Source organism: Aquibium oceanicum (genome assembly GCF_001889605.1).
Taxonomy (GTDB): domain Bacteria; phylum Pseudomonadota; class Alphaproteobacteria; order Rhizobiales; family Rhizobiaceae; genus Aquibium; species Aquibium oceanicum.
The window spans coordinates 238,024-255,223 of record NZ_CP018171.1; the positions used below are offsets into that span (position 1 = coordinate 238,024).

Consider the following 17,200-nt stretch of genomic DNA (forward strand, 5'->3'; position numbering starts at 1 on the left):
CGGCGCATGATCCCGGCAGAAGAGCAGCTTGCAACGGTCGCACCGAAACGGCAGAGGTCGGGCCGCGGCGCCAGGCGCGAACAGCGCAGCCACGGACCGCAGGGACTCGGCCGACCCTACATCCTGCGCAACATCCCGACCTACGACATCCTGTCGGAGGAAAACCTCGTCAGGATCGAGCAGACGGCCGACCGCATCCTCGCCGAGATCGGCATCGAGTTCCGCGACGATCCCGTGGCGCTCGACCACTGGAAGCGCGCCGGGGCCGATGTGGAGGGCCAGCTGGTAAAGTTCGAGCCCGGGCTCCTGAAGGAGGTCCTCAAGACCGCGCCTTCGAAATTCACCCAGCACGCCCGCAATCCGGAAAGATCGGTGGTCATCGGCGGGAAATCCGTCGTCTTCTCGCCCGCCTACGGTTCGCCCTTCGTCATGGATCTGGACCGGGGTCGCCGCTACGGCACGATCGAGGATTTCCGCAACTTCATCAAGCTGGCGCAGGCCTCGCCCTGGCTGCACCACTCCGGCGGCACGATCTGCGAGCCGGTCGACGTGCCGGTCAACAAGCGCCACCTCGACATGGTCTACAGCCATATTCGCTACTCCGACCGGCCCTTCATGGGCTCGGTGACGGCAGAAAACCGCGCGGAGGAATCGATCGAGATGGCGCGGCTGGTCTTCGGCGAGGACTTCGTCGAGCAGAACTGCGTCATCCTCGGCAACGTCAACGTCAACTCGCCGCTCGTGTGGGACGCGACCATGACGACGGCGCTGCGCGCTTATGCGCGGGCGAACCAGGCGGCGGTCATCGTGCCCTTCATCCTCGGCGGCGCCATGGGTCCGGTCACCAATGCCGGCGCCATCGCGCAGTCGCTCGCCGAAACGATGGCGGGCTGCGCGCTTACGCAGCTCGAACGGCCCGGCGCGCCGGTCATCTTCGGCAATTTCCTGTCGTCCATGTCGCTGCGCTCAGGATCGCCGACCTTCGGCACGCCGGAGCCGGCGATCGGCTCGATGGTGATCGGCCAGCTCGCGCGGCGCCTCGGCCTGCCGCTGCGCTGCTCGGGCTCCTTCACCACCTCCAAGCTGCCGGACGCGCAGGCGATGAACGAGAGCACCATGTCGATGCTGGCGGCCGTGCATTGCGGCGCGAACTTCATCCTGCATTCGGCCGGTTTCCTCGACGGGCTCCTGTCGATGTCCTACGAGAAGTTCGTGATGGACGCCGATTTCTGCGGCGCGCTGCACACCTATCTCGACGGCGTGACGATCGACGACAACCAGCTGGCGCTCGACGCCTTCCGCGAGGTCGGCCCCGGCAGCCACTTCTTCGGCTGCGCCCACACCATGGCGAATTACGAGACCGCCTTCTGGGATTCGGGCGTCGCCGACAACGAGCCGTTCGAGAAATGGGAGGCGGCGGGAAGCACCGACACCGCCTTTCGCGCCAACCGCAAGTGGAAGCAGATGCTCGCCGACTACGAAGCCCCGCCGCTCGACGAGGGCATCGACGAAGCGCTGCTCGACTACATGGCCCGCAAGAAGGCCGGGTCCGAGGACGCCTGGTACTGAGCGAACCGAAACGCGCCGCCTAGCGGCGACCCATCGACGTGACGCGCGCCGCGCTGGGCGTACCAGCGGCGATCGAAGTGTCCGTGTCGGCGCCAAGCAGCGGCGCCGGCGGCAGCGACAGCTTCTCCTCGCCCATCCAGCGGAATGCCGGCCCCACCGCGACCGGCTCGCCGGCGATGCCGATGCCTTCGGTCCGCGGGTAGACGTCGCGCAGGAACTCGCCGAGATCGCGCACCCGCGCGGCAGGCACGCCGGCGGCATTGAGCTCGGTTTCCAACGCGGCGGCGTCGCTGGCCGCGAACGCCGCCACGAGTTCTGCGCGCAGGGCATCGGTGGCGAGTCCGGCAAGGAACGAGCCGTCCGACAGCCCTTCCGGCACGTGCGGCGGACGCGCCAGCTCCGGCTTCCCGAGCAGGCGGCAGAGCGTCGCGAATTGGCCCTTGGTGTTGGCCGCGACCGAGATGTGGCCGTCGGCGGTTGCAAAGGTCTCCGCACCCGGGCTCCCCACGAACCCGCGATTGCCGACGCGGTCCGGGGCCTCGCCGCTCTCGAACGTGGCGGCCGCCGGTCCCGACATCAGCGCGAGCGCCGAATCGACCATCGAGACGTCCAGAGTGATAGGCGCGGTGTCGCCCCGCAGCCGCCTGACGACCGCGGCAAGGATCGCCTCGGCCGCGCTGATGCCGGTCGCGATATCGATCACGGGAAACCCGACCTTCACCGGCGGGTCGTCCGCACCTGAGCCCTGCAGCGCCATCATACCGGTTGCGGCCTGTACAACGTGGTCGTATGCCCCGCGCGACGAATGCGGCCCGGACTGGCCCCATCCCGAGATCGAGCAGTAGATGATGTCGGGCCTCACCGCTCGCACCGCCTCGGGTCCGAGGCCGAACCTCTTGGCCACGCCGGGGCGAAAATTCTCAACGAAGATGTCGGCCGTGGCCGCGAGCCGGAGCGCGGCCTCGCGCCCTTCCGTGGTGGCAAGATCGATGACGACCGACTTCTTGCCGGCATTGAGCGCCCGGAAGCCCGGCGGCAGGCCGCGCAACTGCGGCTGGACGCCCAGTGCGCGCATCGGATCGCCGCTTTCCGGTCGCTCGATCTTGATGACCTCGGCGCCCAGGCAGCGCAGGTGATGCGTCGCGCAGGGACCGGCCAGCACGTGGGTGAGGTCGAGCACCCGGAAGCCTTCCAGTGGCAGCATCATGGTCTCCGTTCGGGGGAAGCCGCCGCGGCGCCCACGTCCATGCCGTAGACGCGCCGCGCGGTGTCGCAAAGCAGGGCTTGGCGCGCATCGGCGGGATGTTCGGCGGCGATGCGCTTGTAGGCGTTCCACAGCACGACGTAGCCGATCGAGGTGCTGTCGACGGGAAAGTTGCTCTCGAACATGCAGCGCTCCGGCCCGAAGCAGGAGATCGCGTGGCGGAAATAGCCGCCGCGCTCCTCGACGAACTCTTCCGACGACGGCGGCGTCTCGCGCCGGTGGCCGTCATAGCCCGTCACGATCGAGGCCATCCCGCCGAGCTTCATGACGACGTTCGGAAGCCGGGCCAGAGATTCCACACTCTTCGCCCAGGAGAGGAACGCCGGCTGATCCTCCGCGCGAGCGGGGGTGTAGTCGACGGGCGCACCGAGGTGATCTACCACGATGACCGTTCCCGGAGCCGAGCGGGCGAGCACCTCGAGATCGTCGAGCTGGAAGTGGAACTGGAAGCTGTCGAAGATCAAGCCGCGTTCGCCCAGCAGCGCTAGCCCGCGCCGAAAGGCTGGATCGGCATAAAGGCCGGGTGGCGCCGCACCCGCGATCAGCCGCGCCGCCGGGTCCGCCAGCCGCGCGCCGCTCTGGCGCACGCCGCGAAACAAAGACCCTCCGGCCTCCCGGTGGGCGTCGAGCACGGTCCCTAGGTCCGGATCGCGCAAATCTGCATGCGCGACGATCGCACCGACTTGCGGGAAGCTGCCGGCCTGCTGCCGGGCGAGCCGGGCGGCGAACTCCGTCTCGCCGACGACGCGCAGGTTGGGCGGTCCTCCGGTGCGGTACTCCGATCCGCATTCCACATACACCGCTTGCGTGACCTTGTGGCCGGCGCACGCATCTTCGAGGAACTCGTCAAGCAGGTATCGGCTGGTCCTCAGCGACAGGGTGCCTTCCTGCGGGTCGGGAAACAGCTGCTCCTTCCACAGGTGGAAATGGGTGTCGACGCACTCCCAGTCCGGTTCCAGGATCGCTTCGCGGCGCAGGTCCCACCAGGCACCGCGCGCTCCCATCATCCCGATCCAGGTCTTCCGCTCCTGCGGCGTCATCGTTCCTCCCCGTGCCGCCTTCTCCCGACAGCCCGCACCTCGCGCGCGCTGGCCGGACGCGCGGCTCACGACCATAGGGTGGCTCGTGGCTTTACCGGTAGTTAAAATTCCTTAGGAGCGTGTTATGGATTGCTAACAGCAACACTCCTTCCGGAGCCGATCCCGCGATGGACCTCAGGCAGATCCGCTATTTCGTCGCCGCCTGCGAGGCCGGTTCGCTCAGTGCCGCGGCCAACCGGCTGAACTGCACGGCCTCCGGCATCAGCCAGCAAATGTCGGCGCTCGAAGGGCGCCTCGGCACCAGCCTGCTCGAACGCACGCGGCGCGGGGTCAATCCCACCCCGGCCGGTTGGCGCTTCTACCATCGCTGCCTCGCCGTCCTGAAATCGGTCTCCGAGGCGGAGATGGAGCTTGAGGATTTTTCCGCCGGCCTCAGCGGCACGGTGGCCGCGGGCTTCGTGCCTGGACTGGCGAAGGCAGTGCTGCCGGCCGCCCTCGCCCGGTTCACGCGCGAGTTTCCGCGCGTCGATTTCGAGATCGCCAGCGGCACGGCCGACACGCTGCTCGCCGAGACCTCCGGCGGCGCGCTGGATTTCTACGTCGGCCAGTTCGCCGCGCGCCAGACCGGGCTCGCCGCTACGCCGATCGGCAAGTTCCCAGTTGCGCTCATATCCGGTTCGCGGCGCGGACTGGTGCCGATGAAGCCCGTGCGGCTCAGCGAGGTCGCGCCGCTGAAGCTCTTCGTTCCCTCTGCCACCAACAGCCTGAAGCCGCGCATCGAGGCCGCGATCCGCGGCGGCGAGATCGCGGTCGAGCGGACGATCTCCATCTCCAGCCTCTCGGCGGGGCTTGAATTCCTGAGCCTGACCGACTGGTCGGGTATCCTCCCCTTCTGGATCTGCCTCAAGGAACTCGGCAACGACCGCCTGACCGTCAGCCCTATCCTCGATCCCAAGTTCGGGGTCGAACTCGCGCTCATCCATCCCGCTCAAAGGCCGCTGTCGCGTCCCTCTCAGCAGCTTTACGACTATTTCCGCCAAGAGTTGCAGCGCTGCGACGACGAATGGCAGCGCATGATGCGCCAGCTTTAAGCAGCCGTTACGAAGCTCTTTAGGAGAAATTAGTTTCCCTTAGGGTGCGGCGGCACTACCGTCGCTGGTGGAGGAGCGCGGCACCGCCCGATGGCATGGGCGGCAAGCGCACCGGACACGCGTCACGCAGCGGCCGCACGTTCGCCCATTCGTAAATGGACGGTCGGCGGCCGGTGACCCATCGGGGGCGGGAGGATAGATAATGACAAACAAAAATTCGACGACGGACGGCATGTCCAAGCACGGGCTGAGCCGCCGGGCGTTCGGCGGGCTCACCATCGCCACGCTGGCAGGCGCGCAACTGGCGAGCGGCCCCGCTGCGGCGGCCGCCGAGATCGAACTGAAGATGCAGTTCGCCTCGCCCGACGGTACGCCGTGGAACGATCTCGACCGCCGCTACGCCAAGCAGATCGAGACGATCACCGGCGGCCGCGCCGAGGTGACGTTCTTCCCGCCGAATTCGGTGACGCCGTTCAAGGACTGGCTGCAGTCGACCGGCTCCGGCCTGCTCGACATAGGCTTCGTCTGGCACCCGGTGCTGCCGGGCAAGTTCGTGCAGATGGAGCTTTTTGCGCTTCCGGGCCTGTCGAAGAACCAGACACTGGCCAGCATCGTCTACTGGCGCCTGCGCGACAAGTTCCCGGAAATGGGCAATCTGTTCACCGACAAGGACAACGTCGTCGATCTCGCGACCTTCGTCGCGATGGGCTCGCACCTGCACACCCGTGAGCCGGTCCGCACGCTGCCCGACGTCAAGGGCAAGGTCTTCGCCGCGCAGGATTCGGCCGGCGTCGCGGTTCTCGAACTGCTCGGCGCCAGCGCCAGCGTGATGGTCGGTCCCGACGCGTATCTGGCGCTCCAGCGCGGTGCGGTCGACGGGGTGCTGTGCGCCTGGGGCTGGGTCAACAACTTCAAGCTCAACGAAGTGACCACCTACCACACGCTGCTCAACCTCAACCCGGGCTCCTACAGCACTGTGATGAACAAGGACACGTTCGACCGCCTGACGCCGCAGGAGCAGAGCCACCTGACCGACCTGCGGCCGGTATACTTCTTCTACAATACGACCGATGGCGCGGCGGCGGCGATGTCGACCATCCCGGCGGAGAATATCTTCTCGCTCCAGGCCGACGAGGCCGCGGTGCTGGCCACGCAGATGCGCCCCTTCTGGGACGAGTGGGTGAAGAAGGCGGACGCAGCCGGCATTCCCGGCCAGGAAATCCTCGACGAGGCGGTTCGCCTCATGAAACTCTACGACCAGAACTAAACCTGGACCGGGCGTGGAGGGCGGCGTCCTGCTTCATCGGACGCCCCCTCGCCCCGGCGGTCTCTGTTACCGGCGGGACCTTCCGTCGACGAGAAGGAAGTGCAGGAGCGTGGGGCAGTCGATGCAGCCGGCAGCGGCCGAAAATGACATGCCGGCCCCGCGCCCGTCGCTCGCCCGAACCGCCGGGCGCATCATCGCAATTCCGAGCCGGGCGGCGATCTATGTCGGAGCCATCGCGCTGCTGGCGATGATGGGACTGACGGTCGCGGACGTCGTGCTGCGCAACCTCTTCTCCGTCGTCGTGCCGGGCGGCATGGAGATGACCGGCCTCCTGATGATCCTCGTGGCGCTCTCCACGCTCGCCGCGGTGGAGCTCGAGGGCGGCCACATCCGCGTCGACCTCGTGCTGCAGGCCCTACCCGAATACGCCCGTGCGCCGACCATCGCCGGCGGCCTGCTGCTCACCTGCGCGACAATGGTCGTGACCGGCGTGATGATCTGGGCGCAGGCGGTCTATCTCTACGAGAACGGCATCGTCACCGGCGTCCTCCTCGTGCCGGAATGGCCGTTCGTGGCCTTTGGCACCTTCTTCGTCTTCCTCTTCTCGCTGGCGTTGCTCAGGAGTTTCGCTGCCGGCGTCGGTGCCGTCGCGCGCCTTCGCGATCCGCGCGCCGTGGCGATCCTGCTCGCCTGGATCGTCGTCGTGGCGGCGATCCTGGTGATGGCGCTATATCCCCAGGCCCTGCCCTTCGACCTGCCGCGCGAAACGCGCGGGCTTGCGGCAATAGGCCTCTGCTTCGCGCTGATCTTTCTCGGCGTCCACGTCGCGGCGGCGATGGCCGTCACCTCGCTGGTCGGCATCAGCATCCTGATCAGCGCCAACGCCAGCCTGACCAGCATCGGCACCACCACCATCGACGTCGTCAGCGACCAGACCTGGAGCGTCGTGCCGCTGTTCACCTGGATGGGGCTCATCGTCGTCGCCTCCGGCTTCGCGGAGGACCTATACCGCGCCGCCTACCGCTGGATCGGGCACCTGCCCGGCGGCCTCGCCTCCGCATCGACCGTCGCCTGCGCCGGCCTGTCCTCCATCGTCGGCGACACGCTGTCGGGCGTCTATTCCATGGGCTCGATCGCGCTGCCGCAGATGCGCGCCTATGGCTACGACATGAAGCTCGCCACCGCTTCCATCGCCTGCGCGGCGACCATCGGCGTGATGATCCCGCCGAGCCTGGCTTTCATCGTCTACGGCATGATCACCGAGGTCTCGATCGGCAAGCTGTTCATGGCGGGCATCCTGCCCGGCATCCTTTTCACGATCATCCTGGTGTCGCTGATCACCATTCGGGCGAAGCTCAACCCGGCACTGGCGCCGCGCGGCGAGGTCAGCACCTGGGACGAGCGCAAGCAGGCGAGCGCCAGGGTGTGGCCGATCATCCTCCTGATGCTGCTCGTGCTCGGCGGGATTTACACCGGTATCGTCACGCCCAACGAAGCCGGCGGCCTCGGCGTGTTCGGCGCGCTGGTCATCGCCGCGGCGATGCGGCGTCTCACCTGGGCGACGCTGTGGCACTCGATCGAGCGGACGCTGCTGCTGTCGGCCGGCATCATCGTCATCTTCATGTTCGCCACCGCGTTCAGCCGCTTCATCGCCATCAGTGGCCTGACGCAGCAGCTCGCCGACCTGATCATCGGCCTGGAACTCGGCAAGTACCAGCTGATCGGCGCGATCCTGCTCTTCTACGTGCTGATCGGAATGTTCATGAACGCGCTGCCGGCGCTTGTGCTCACCGTGCCGCTGTTCTTCCCGGTCGCCATGAGCGCCGGCTTCGACCCGATCTGGTTCGGCGTGGTCGTGGTCATCATGGTGGAACTCGGCGTGGTCACCCCGCCGATCGGCGTCAATGTCTTCGCCATCGCCACGATGGCCAAGGACGTCTCGATGTACGACGTCTTCCGAGGCGTCTTCCCGTTCTGGATCGCCTTCGTGATCCTCATCGGCCTCATCGTGATATTCCCGCAGATCAGCCTCTTCTTGCCCTCGCTGATGTGAGGAAGCCTTCACCTGCGGATGAAGGCGGCAGTCCCCGCCGCGCTGTCGCGGCGGGTTCCCTCGGCAAGGCTGGCCCGGCTCCGCCCCTCAGCCGAATCCCCTTGCCTTCAGCGCTTCGGTGATCTCCTCGAGGATCGCGGGGTCATCGATCGTGGCCGGCATCTTCCAGTCCTCGTGGTCAGCGATCTTCTGCATCGTCCCGCGCAGGATCTTGCCCGAGCGCGTCTTCGGCAGCCGCTTCACCGGCACGACCGTCTTGAAGGCCGCCACCGGCCCGATGCGGTCGCGCACCAGCGCCACGACCTCCTTCTCCAGTTCGGCCGGATCGCGCGAAACGCCGGCGTTCAGCACCACGAAACCGCAGGGCACCTGACCCTTCATCGCGTCCGCGATGCCGATCACGGCGCACTCGGCCACGTCCGGATGCTCGGCCAGAACCTCCTCCATGCCGCCGGTCGACAGCCTGTGCCCGGCGACGTTGATGATGTCGTCCGTGCGCGCCATGATGAAGAGGTAGCCGTCCTCGTCGACATAGCCGGCGTCCGCCGTCTTGTAGTAGCCCGGAAACTCCTCGAGATAGGCGTCGCGGAAGCGCTGGTCGGCGTTCCAGAGCGTCGGAAGCGCGCCGGGCGGCAGCGGCAGGCTGACGACGACGTTGCCGAGCGTGCCGCGCGGCACCTCGTGCCCGGCATCGTCCAGCACGTGCATGTCGTAGCCCGGCATCGGCACGGCGGGCGAGCCGTATTTCACCGGCAACTGCCCGAGCCCGATCGGGTTCTGGCTGATCGGCGCGCCGGTCTCGGTCTGCCACCAGTGGTCGATTACCGGCACCTTCAGCTGGTTCTCGGCCCACTTGATCGTCTCGGGGTCGGCGCGCTCGCCGGCCAGGAACAGCGTGCGGAACTTCGACAGATCGTATCTGCCGACGAACTCGCCCTTCGAATCCTGCCCCTTGATGGCGCGGAAGGCCGTCGGCGCGGTGAACAGCGCCACCACCCCGTGCTCGGAGATCACGCGCCAGAAAGTGCCGGCATCGGGCGTGCCGACCGGCTTGCCCTCGAACAGGATGGTCGTGCAGCCATGCAGCAGCGGTGCATAGACGATGTAGGAGTGCCCGACCACCCAGCCGACGTCGGACGCCGCCCAGAAGACCTCGCCCGGCTTCACGCCGAACTCGTTCCACATCGACCAGGCGAGCATGACCATGTGGCCGCCATTGTCGCGCACCACGCCCTTGGGCTGGCCGGTCGTGCCCGACGTATAAAGCACGTAGAGGGGATCGGTCGCCGCCACCGGCACGCAGGGCACTTTTCGACCTGCCCGCTTGGCCTCGTCGACCGCCGAGGCGTAGTCGGTGTCGCGGCCCTCCACCAGCTCGCATTCCAGCTGCTCGCGCTGCAACACCACGCAGGTCTCCACCTTGTGCCGCGCCATCTGGATGGCGCCGTCGAGCAGCGGCTTGTAGGCGACCACGCGGCCCGGCTCGATGCCGCAGGAGGCCGAGACGATCAGCTTCGGGGTGGAATCGTCGATGCGGGTAGCGAGTTCGCGCGCCGCGAAGCCGCCGAACACCACCGAGTGGATCGCGCCGATGCGCGCGCAGGCGAGCATGGCGAAGACAGCCTCGGGAACCATCGGCATGTAGATGATGACCCGGTCGCCTTTCTCGACGCCGCAATCCCGGAGCACCGCGGCGAGCGCCTCGAGCTCCGTCTTCATCTGCGCATAGGTGTAGGTCTTCTTCGCACCGGTGATCGGACTGTCGTAGATCAGCGCCGCCTGCTCGGCCCGACCGTTCTCGACGTGCCGGTCGACCGCGTTGTGGCAGGTGTTGCAAGTCGCGCCCGGGAACCAGCGGCCGTAGACGCCCCCGGCGGGGTCGAACACGCGTTCCGCCGGAGAATGCCAGTCGATCGCATTCGCCGCCTCGGCCCAGAAGGCCTCGGGATCGCGTTTCCAGCTGTCGTAGACCTCATGATAGCGCGACACCATGCTTCCTCCCTCGCCGGCGGCCGCTTCTATCCAAACCCGCGGCCCGACGTCCATCCGACTATGTTCCCATAGGTCGCGCTCCGCGCAAGGGCTTTGACTTCCGTCAACGGGACTGGTCAATGGGTGCCATGACCAAGGCCCTCTCCATCGTCATCATCCTGATGATGGTCATCCAGATCATCAAGCCGCTGGGACTGCCCGGCCTGCGCAAGCGAAGCGACTTCTGGAAGCTCGCCCTTCTGGCGCTGGGCGCGATGTCACTCACGGTTCTCCTCAGCCACGGAACCTGAGGCGAGCATCTCGGGCGCTGCGAGTTCGATCAGCGGCAGCAGATGTTCCGCCCAGGCGCGGTAGCCGGCCTCTGAGGCGTGGAATCCGTCGGCGGCGAAGCCGAGCTGCGGGTCCTCGATCGGCAGCCGCGACGCCGGAACAGCGCCGCGTTCGAAGCAGAGCCGCGCCGCCATCGCATTGATCGCCTGCGCACGTATCTCCAGGATCTTCGCCAGCAGCGGCGGCAGCGCCGGCACCCACGTCATGTCGACCACCGGCGACCAGATGATCCGAGCGCCGGGGAATCTTGCTTTGAGCGCGTAGAGCAGCCCGCCGAAATCCTTCTTGAAGCGCGGGACCGTGTGAAAATTCTTGGCGTCGTTGGTCCCGACCGGCAGCACGATGTGCGTCCACGGCTCCCATTTCAGATTGGGCACCACATGGTCGCGGATCTGGCCGGAGGTCGCCGAATTGAAACCCGCGGCCCGCCATGTCACCGGCCGCCCGGTGTCGCGCGCAATCATGCCGGCGAGCACGGCGGCGATGCCCCCGTCCGTCCGCGTGATGCCGACGGAGGCGGCGGACGAATCGCCCAGCACCAGCAGCCGCACCGGATCGCCCGTGCCGGGGATCGTGTGCAGCACCGGTCCTTCCGCCGGCAGCAGCCGCGCCGTGCGCCGCCGCACGCCGAGCCCCTGCCAGGCATAGATCGGCAAAGCGAACCAGGAGAGAAGCGGGAGCAGGCGGGACATGGAAGGCGACCGGACGTTCTGGCGGATGCCACGTTCCTACAACCATACCCGCGTGTGGGAAAAGACCGCGAACAGCTCATCATAGGCAATACGCTGCGCGTCTGGCGTGAAATGTTTGACATTTCGGCCCATCTGTCCGACATTTGGCCCGGTTCATGGAGGACTACATGTCGGGTCGAAGAGACGTCGAGCGGGATGCCCGCAAATTCTGGCGCCGCGATATCATCATGGAGCGGCTGGCGCGGCTCGGCCTGTCGCGGGACAAATCGGCCAAGCTCGGCGGTCGCGTGAATCCCAAGCTTCTCGAACTGGCGCGCGAGCGGTCGGGCGCGGTCAGCGACAGCCAGCTTATCGAACTCGCTCTCGGCAATCTTGTCATGGAGGACGGGTTCGCGGAGGCGTTTCGCGCCGGCCGCGGTACGGTCGACCCCTCGCTCGACCTCAACGTCTGACAGCGTATGGACGTCGACAGGCTGCTGCGACGGTGCCGGGCTGCGCTGGGCAAGACCGATCTCGCCCTGCGCCCGGACGACGTCCTGGATTTCTTCACCGAAAGCGATGTGGCCGGCGAGCAGATCATGCTCGATGCCTGCGTCTACATCGACCAGCTGCAGGGACGCCTTCCGGAGGCGGTGGCCGAACGAGTCGAGGCGCGGAGCACGGTCCATTCGCCTATCGTGCTCGGCGAACTGAGCTTCCTGTTCGGAAGGCTCGATGCCGGCGACGCCCGGACCGGCGCGGCGCTGGCCGCCATCGGATCGATACTTTCAGCCATCGGCGAGCATCGCATCATGCCGCTGACCCACGAGGACACGATGCGCGGGATGATCCTGTGCGGCTGCATGGCCCGGCTACTCTGCCATTCGGCGGAAAGCCGCCGCGCCATCCAGAACGACGCGATCCTGGCTGCCCATGCTGCCCGCACCGGCAGCCTGCTCGTGACGCGCAACATCGCCGATTTCGACCGCCTGTCCCAGCTCGAACCGCGCCTGAAGGTCGCGTTCTACAGGATCGATAAAACGTAAGCCGAGCCGGGTTCGACCCGGTATGCGCCCCCGCTCAGGCCGCCTTTTTGTCCGCCCGCGAAGCCTGGAAGATGCTGTCGATGGTGGCCGCCAGCGTCGCGTTGAAATCGGCGTCGCTCTGTTCGGCTGACAGGCCTTCGGTCAGCGCGCGCGAGAAACTGGCGATCATGCCGGCGTTCTGCACCAGCTTGGCGTTGGCCTCGTCGCGGGTGTAGCCGCCCGACAGCGCCACGACGCGCATGACGCGCGGATCGTCGATCAGCGGCTTGTAGAGGTTCGGCTTGGTGGGAAGCGACAGCTTCAGCATGATCTTCTTGCCGGCCGGCACCTCGTCCAGATGCTTCTTGATCTCGGCGAGCAGCATCTCCTCGGCTTCCGCCTTGTCGGAGATCGTGATCGTCACCTCGGGCTCGAGGATCGGCACGAGGCCGTGCGACAGGATCTGCTTGCCGACCTCAAACTGCTGGTCGACGATGGTCTTGATGCCGGTCGCATTGGCGGCGTCCACCACGGAACGCATCTTGGTGCCGAAGACGCCCTTGGCGACGGCACGCTTGAGCAAATCGTCCAGACCCGCGATCGGCTTCATCAGCTTGACGCCGTCGGCGGCGTCGGCGAGGCCCTGATCGACCTTGAGGAAGGGCACCACGCCGCGCTTCTCCCACAGATACTGCGCCGTCGGTACGCCCTCGACCGCGCGGTCCATGGTCTGCTCGAAAAGGATCGCGCCCATCACCTTATCGCCGGTGAAGGCGGGCGAGGTGATGATGCGGGCCCGCATCGCGTGGATCAGGTCGAACATCTCGTCCTCGTTCGACCAGGCATCCTCGGATACGCCATAGAGCTTCAGCGCCTTGGGCGTCGAGCCGCCGGACTGGTCGAGGGCCGCGATGAAGCCGTCCTTGTTCGCGACCTGCGCCGCCATGTCTTCCACCCGTCCGCTCATTCTTCCGTGCCTCCTGAATTGGTCGTTTGGCCTCTAACAGAAGCGCGCGGGAAACGGAACGGCGGCGCAAGAGCTTGAATCGATTGAAAGAAATTCAATCGGTTTAGCGGGGCGAGGAATTTTTCGGGAGTGTTAAGGGCTTAACAGAGCAGCGCGGCGAAGGGAACTAGATAAGCGGCATACTCAATAGGCATGGGGGCACGCCTTAACGCAAGGAAACAAGACCGTGTCCGATCAATTGGGGCTGGATCATCGCCTGGAGCCTCCGATGTCCCCGCTGATGACAATGCTCTTCGCGGCCGCCGCCGCCGCCTTCTACATGACCTCGTCCTGGATCGTGCAGTCCTGGGGCCTGTCGCCCTATCTGGTGCTGGTCCCGGCGCTGATCCTGACGCTCGCCGTCGGTGCGCGCTTCGAGACGCAGATCCTGCGCGACCGCCGCCTCGCCCGGACGATCTTCGCCGTCCTCGCCGTCGAGGCCATCGCCACGGCCGCGATCGCTGTCGCCGTGATGGGAGACGCCTACACGATCCGCGAGGCCGCGGGCGCGCTCGCCGTCTTCAGCGGCATCGCGCTGGTCGGCATGGCGCCGGCCACCCGCCAGGGATGACGCCTCGTTCGCGGGTGGGCCCCACGCCTACGACTTCAGCACCTCGACGCCCGGCAGCGGCTTGCCTTCCATCCATTCCAGGAAGGCCCCGCCCGCCGTCGAGACATAGGTGAAGTCGTCGGCCACGCCGGCATGGTGGAGTGCGGCCACCGTGTCGCCGCCGCCCGCCACCGACACCAGCACGCCCTCCCTGGTTTGCGCCGCGGCATATTTCGCCGCGGCGACCGTGCCGGCATCGAAGGGTTCGATCTCGAAGGCGCCGAGCGGGCCGTTCCAGACCAGCGTCGCCGCACGGTCGATCCACTCGTTGATCGCCTCCACCGTCCGGGGGCCGACGTCGAGGATCATCGCGTCGGCAGGGACGGCATCGACACCGACCGTTTCGGATGCCGCGCCGACCTTGAACTCCCGCGCCACGACGGCGTCAACGGGCAGAACGATCGCGCAGCCGGCGGACGCGGCCTCGATCATGATCTGCTTGGCAGTCGCGGCGAGATCGTGCTCACACAGCGACTTCCCGACGTCCTCCCCGCGGGCGGCGAGGAAGGTATTGGCCATGCCGCCGCCGATCACCAGCGCGTCGACCTTCTTCACGAGGTTCATCAAAAGGTCGATCTTGCTCGAAACCTTGGCGCCGCCGACGATCGCCACGACGGGGCGTCGCGGGTTGCCAAGTCCCTTCTCCAGCGCCTCGAGCTCGGCCTGCATAGTGCGCCCGGCATAGGCCGGCATATGATGGGCGAGCCCTTCGGTCGAGGCGTGCGCCCGGTGAGCGGCGGAGAAAGCGTCGTTGACGTAGATGTCGCCGTTCGCCGCAAGGGCCGCGACGAAAGCCGGATCGTTCTTCTCCTCGCTCTTGTGGAACCGGGTGTTTTCGAGGAGTAGGATGTCGCCGTCCGCCATGGCATCGACGGCGCCCTGGGCCACGTCGCCGACGCAGTCGGGCGCGAAGTGGACCCGGCGGTCGAGCACGGCCTCGGTCGCGGCGGCGATCGGTTCGAGCGACATCGACGGATCGGGACCATCTTTCGGCCGGCCGAAATGCGCCAGCAGGATCACCTTCGCGCCCTTGTCGGAGAGTTCGGTGATCGTCGGTGCGACGCGCTCGATGCGGGTCGCATCCGAAACCTGCCCGTCCTTTACCGGTACGTTGAGGTCGACCCGCACGAGAACACGCTTTCCGGCAATGTCACCGATGTCGTCGAGGGTCCTGAATGCGGGCATGAAAAAGTCTCCGGAATTTCGGTCGGCGGGACCATACAGCCTGCCAAGCCGGGTGCAAGCGGCCAAGTCGACGCGGCAGCCGCTGGGCTAGCCATCGCGCGGCAGCACGACGTTCGGGCCTTCGCCGGCTTCCCGCTGCCGCGCCTCGGTCGCTTCCCTCTCGCGGAGCCGGCGCTGCCGCCCCGCCTCGCGCCAGCCGCGCCAGGCGCTCACCGTCTGGTCCCACATCTCGCCCGGACTCAGGAAGACCGGTACCTTCGGCGCCACATAGTGCGGCTCCACCGAGAGGCCGAGGTCCCGGATCGCGCCATGCTCGTCGACGTCCCGCACGATGAGTTCGATCGGCCCGATGGTCAGGCGGTCGGCATACTCTGCCCTGCCGCCGAGGCGGGCCACGACGAGGTCGGCGATCGACATCGCCGCCTCCTCCTCCTTCAGGATCAGCCCGTAGGCCGAATCGAGATCGGCGGCGGGGCGGGAGCCGTCGATGGCGAACTCGCCGAAAAAGTCGGCATCGTCCTCGTCGAGATCGGCGCGACTGGCGAACAGCCGGTCGAGCAGTGGGGGGTAGCGGTCCGGAACGAAGATGTAGACGTGGTCGTCTGCCATCAGCCGGCCGGCATACTGGTAGGTGAGCGAACGCCCCTCGCGCACGACCAGCGACGGCCGCGCCCAGCGCGGAATGCGCACGCCATTGGCAACCGGGCTGCCGGCGGCGACGCGGTAGGCGAGGAGTTCGTGGTGGGCCGCGCCCGGCAGTTCGAGCTCCACCTTGTCGAGCGGCCCCACCCGCGGCGGCACGACGAGCCCGAGACGGCGCGCCAGCGGGCCGATCGTCCATCCCTGCACCACCAGCGAGACGAGCACGATGATGAAGGCAGTGTTGAAGATGACCTGCCCATTCTCCAGCCGCCCCAGGATCGGTGTCAGCGCAAGCAGGATCGAGACTGCGCCGCGCAGGCCGACCCATGCCACGAAGGCCGTCTCTGCTCGGGTGAAGCGGAAGGGCGCGAGGCAGAGCCACACGCCGACCGGTCGCGCCACGAAGATCAGGAAAAGCCCCAATGCGACGGCGGGGATGGCAACGGAGGGAAACTGCGACGGCGTGGCGAAGAGCCCGAGCACCAGGAACATGATGATCTGCGCCAGCCAGGAGATGCCGTCCTGGAAGCGCTTCAGCCGCGCCGCCGACCGCACACCGGAATTGCCGGCGATCAGGCCGGCCACATAGACCGCGAGGAAGCCCGAGCCGCCGATCGCGCCGGCGATGCCGAACAGGAGCAGCGCCAGCGTGATGACGAAGATCGGCAGGAGACCGACGTCGAGCTGTAGCCGTTCCACCAGCCGCGCGATCAGGAACCCGCCGGTCACGCCTGCCGCGAGGCCTAGCCCCATCTGGACGGCGAAGCCGATCAGGATGTCGGTCACGAGTACCTCGGCCTGCGGCTGGCTGCCCGTGGCGATCACCGAGACCAGGGTGATGGTGAGGAAGATGGCGATCGGGTCGTTAGATCCCGATTCGACTTCGAGCGTCGAGCGCACCCGGTCGCGCAGGTTGAGATTGCCGGCCCGAAGCAGGAAGAACACGGCGGCCGCGTCCGTCGAGGCGATCGTGGCGCCGAGCAGGAAGGATTCCAGCCAGGAGAGCGGCGTGACGTAATAGGCCCCGACACCGAAGATCGACGCGGTGATCGCCACCCCGACTGTCGCCAGCACGAGCGAGGGCAGCGCCGATTGCCGGAACGAAGCCAGCGACGTGCCGAACCCCGAATCGAACAGGATCACCGCCAGCGCCAGAGAGCCGACGAAGTAGGCCACGCCCGCATTGTCGAAATCGAGCCCCATCCCGTCGACGCCGGCGACGAGGCCGATTCCCAGGAAGAGCAGCAACAGCGGGGCGCCGAAGCGGAAGGCGATCAGGCTGGAGAAAGCGGCGGCGATGATCAGCGCGGTGCCGACCATAATCGCCAGATAGATGCTTTCCATTCCCGCCTCCGGTCAGCCCTCCCGATGTTTTTCAGCCAGAGTGCGGCGAAGCGATGGCCCAAGGCAAGGAAGAATATGCCTTTTTACCCGCGCCCACTCCTTTCCGCGCCG

15 protein-coding genes are annotated in these 17,200 nt (G+C 67.0%); 8 read left to right on the forward strand and 7 right to left on the reverse strand.

All coding sequences use genetic code 11. From position 1 onward, the window contains the following. Positions 1-6: 6 nt before the first annotated feature. Positions 7-1,569: a trimethylamine methyltransferase family protein gene (locus BSQ44_RS01155; RefSeq protein ID WP_072601556.1), complete on the forward strand. Its 1,563-nt coding sequence runs from the start codon at positions 7-9 to the stop codon at positions 1,567-1,569. A gap of 19 nt (positions 1,570-1,588) precedes the next feature. On the opposite strand, the gene BSQ44_RS01160 is transcribed toward BSQ44_RS01155, so the two are convergent. Then, positions 1,589-2,776: a CaiB/BaiF CoA transferase family protein gene (locus BSQ44_RS01160; protein WP_083534320.1), complete on the reverse strand. Its 1,188-nt coding sequence runs from the start codon at positions 2,774-2,776 to the stop codon at positions 1,589-1,591. Continuing rightward, a complete protein-coding gene (locus BSQ44_RS01165) occupies positions 2,773-3,873 on the reverse strand; it encodes an amidohydrolase family protein (protein WP_210187910.1) in 1,101 nt (366 codons plus the stop codon). The genes BSQ44_RS01160 and BSQ44_RS01165 overlap by 4 nt, the downstream gene beginning before the upstream one ends. Positions 3,874-4,040: 167 nt before the next feature. Here BSQ44_RS01165 and BSQ44_RS01170 point away from each other — a divergent pair, with 167 nt between their 5' ends. The 3 genes from BSQ44_RS01170 to BSQ44_RS01185 all read left to right on the forward strand — a co-directional run bounded on the left by BSQ44_RS01170 (position 4,041) and on the right by BSQ44_RS01185 (position 8,284). Beyond that, positions 4,041-4,964, forward strand: a complete 924-nt coding sequence (locus BSQ44_RS01170; RefSeq protein WP_072601558.1) for a LysR family transcriptional regulator — start codon at positions 4,041-4,043, stop codon at positions 4,962-4,964. Between the two features lie 202 nt (positions 4,965-5,166). After that, entirely contained in the window at positions 5,167-6,231 is a 1,065-nt protein-coding gene (locus tag BSQ44_RS01175; RefSeq protein WP_072601559.1) for a TRAP transporter substrate-binding protein, read from the forward strand. A 148-nt stretch (positions 6,232-6,379) separates the two neighbouring features. Next, positions 6,380-8,284, forward strand: a complete 1,905-nt coding sequence (locus BSQ44_RS01185) for a TRAP transporter large permease (protein ID WP_162276726.1) — start codon at positions 6,380-6,382, stop codon at positions 8,282-8,284. Between the two features lie 87 nt (positions 8,285-8,371). Here the strand turns inward: BSQ44_RS01185 and BSQ44_RS01190 are convergent, their stop codons facing one another. Next, positions 8,372-10,276 carry a propionyl-CoA synthetase gene (locus BSQ44_RS01190; RefSeq protein WP_072607784.1) on the reverse strand — a complete coding sequence of 635 codons (1,905 nt, stop codon included), beginning with the start codon at positions 10,274-10,276 and terminating at the stop codon, positions 8,372-8,374. Between the two features lie 119 nt (positions 10,277-10,395). Between BSQ44_RS01190 and BSQ44_RS26720 the strand changes: the two genes are divergently transcribed. Then, positions 10,396-10,566, forward strand: coding sequence for a hypothetical protein (locus BSQ44_RS26720; protein ID WP_157894480.1), 171 nt, complete (start codon positions 10,396-10,398; stop codon positions 10,564-10,566). Here BSQ44_RS26720 and BSQ44_RS01195 read toward each other — a convergent pair. Then, positions 10,534-11,298, reverse strand: coding sequence for an SGNH/GDSL hydrolase family protein (locus BSQ44_RS01195; RefSeq protein ID WP_072601560.1), 765 nt, complete (start codon positions 11,296-11,298; stop codon positions 10,534-10,536). The two genes, BSQ44_RS26720 and BSQ44_RS01195, sit on opposite strands and share 33 nt — an antisense overlap. Positions 11,299-11,465: 167 nt before the next feature. Between BSQ44_RS01195 and BSQ44_RS01200 the strand changes: the two genes are divergently transcribed. Together BSQ44_RS01200 and BSQ44_RS01205 are read left to right on the forward strand one after the other, a co-directional pair. Next, positions 11,466-11,750 carry a hypothetical protein gene (locus tag BSQ44_RS01200; RefSeq protein ID WP_083534327.1) on the forward strand — a complete coding sequence of 95 codons (285 nt, stop codon included), beginning with the start codon at positions 11,466-11,468 and terminating at the stop codon, positions 11,748-11,750. A gap of 6 nt (positions 11,751-11,756) precedes the next feature. Beyond that, on the forward strand, positions 11,757-12,323 hold the full coding sequence (locus BSQ44_RS01205; protein ID WP_072601561.1) for a type II toxin-antitoxin system VapC family toxin: 567 nt from the start codon (positions 11,757-11,759) through the stop codon (positions 12,321-12,323). Between the two features lie 34 nt (positions 12,324-12,357). Here BSQ44_RS01205 and BSQ44_RS01210 read toward each other — a convergent pair whose 3' ends face one another. After that, the gene (locus BSQ44_RS01210) at positions 12,358-13,269 is read right to left on the reverse strand and encodes a fructose bisphosphate aldolase (protein WP_072601562.1); all 912 of its coding nucleotides are present in this window, start codon (positions 13,267-13,269) and stop codon (positions 12,358-12,360) included. Positions 13,270-13,537: 268 nt separating this feature from the next. On the opposite strand from BSQ44_RS01210, the gene BSQ44_RS01215 reads away from it, so the two are divergent. Then, positions 13,538-13,879 carry a hypothetical protein gene (locus BSQ44_RS01215; RefSeq protein ID WP_072601563.1) on the forward strand — a complete coding sequence of 114 codons (342 nt, stop codon included), beginning with the start codon at positions 13,538-13,540 and terminating at the stop codon, positions 13,877-13,879. A gap of 27 nt (positions 13,880-13,906) precedes the next feature. Here BSQ44_RS01215 and BSQ44_RS01220 read toward each other — a convergent pair whose 3' ends face one another. Further along, positions 13,907-15,103, reverse strand: coding sequence for a phosphoglycerate kinase (locus BSQ44_RS01220; RefSeq protein WP_072601564.1), 1,197 nt, complete (start codon positions 15,101-15,103; stop codon positions 13,907-13,909). A gap of 87 nt (positions 15,104-15,190) precedes the next feature. Further along, complete coding sequence (locus tag BSQ44_RS01225; RefSeq protein ID WP_072601565.1) at positions 15,191-17,089, reverse strand: potassium/proton antiporter; 1,899 nt, start codon at positions 17,087-17,089, stop codon at positions 15,191-15,193. Positions 17,090-17,200: the final 111 nt, after the last annotated feature.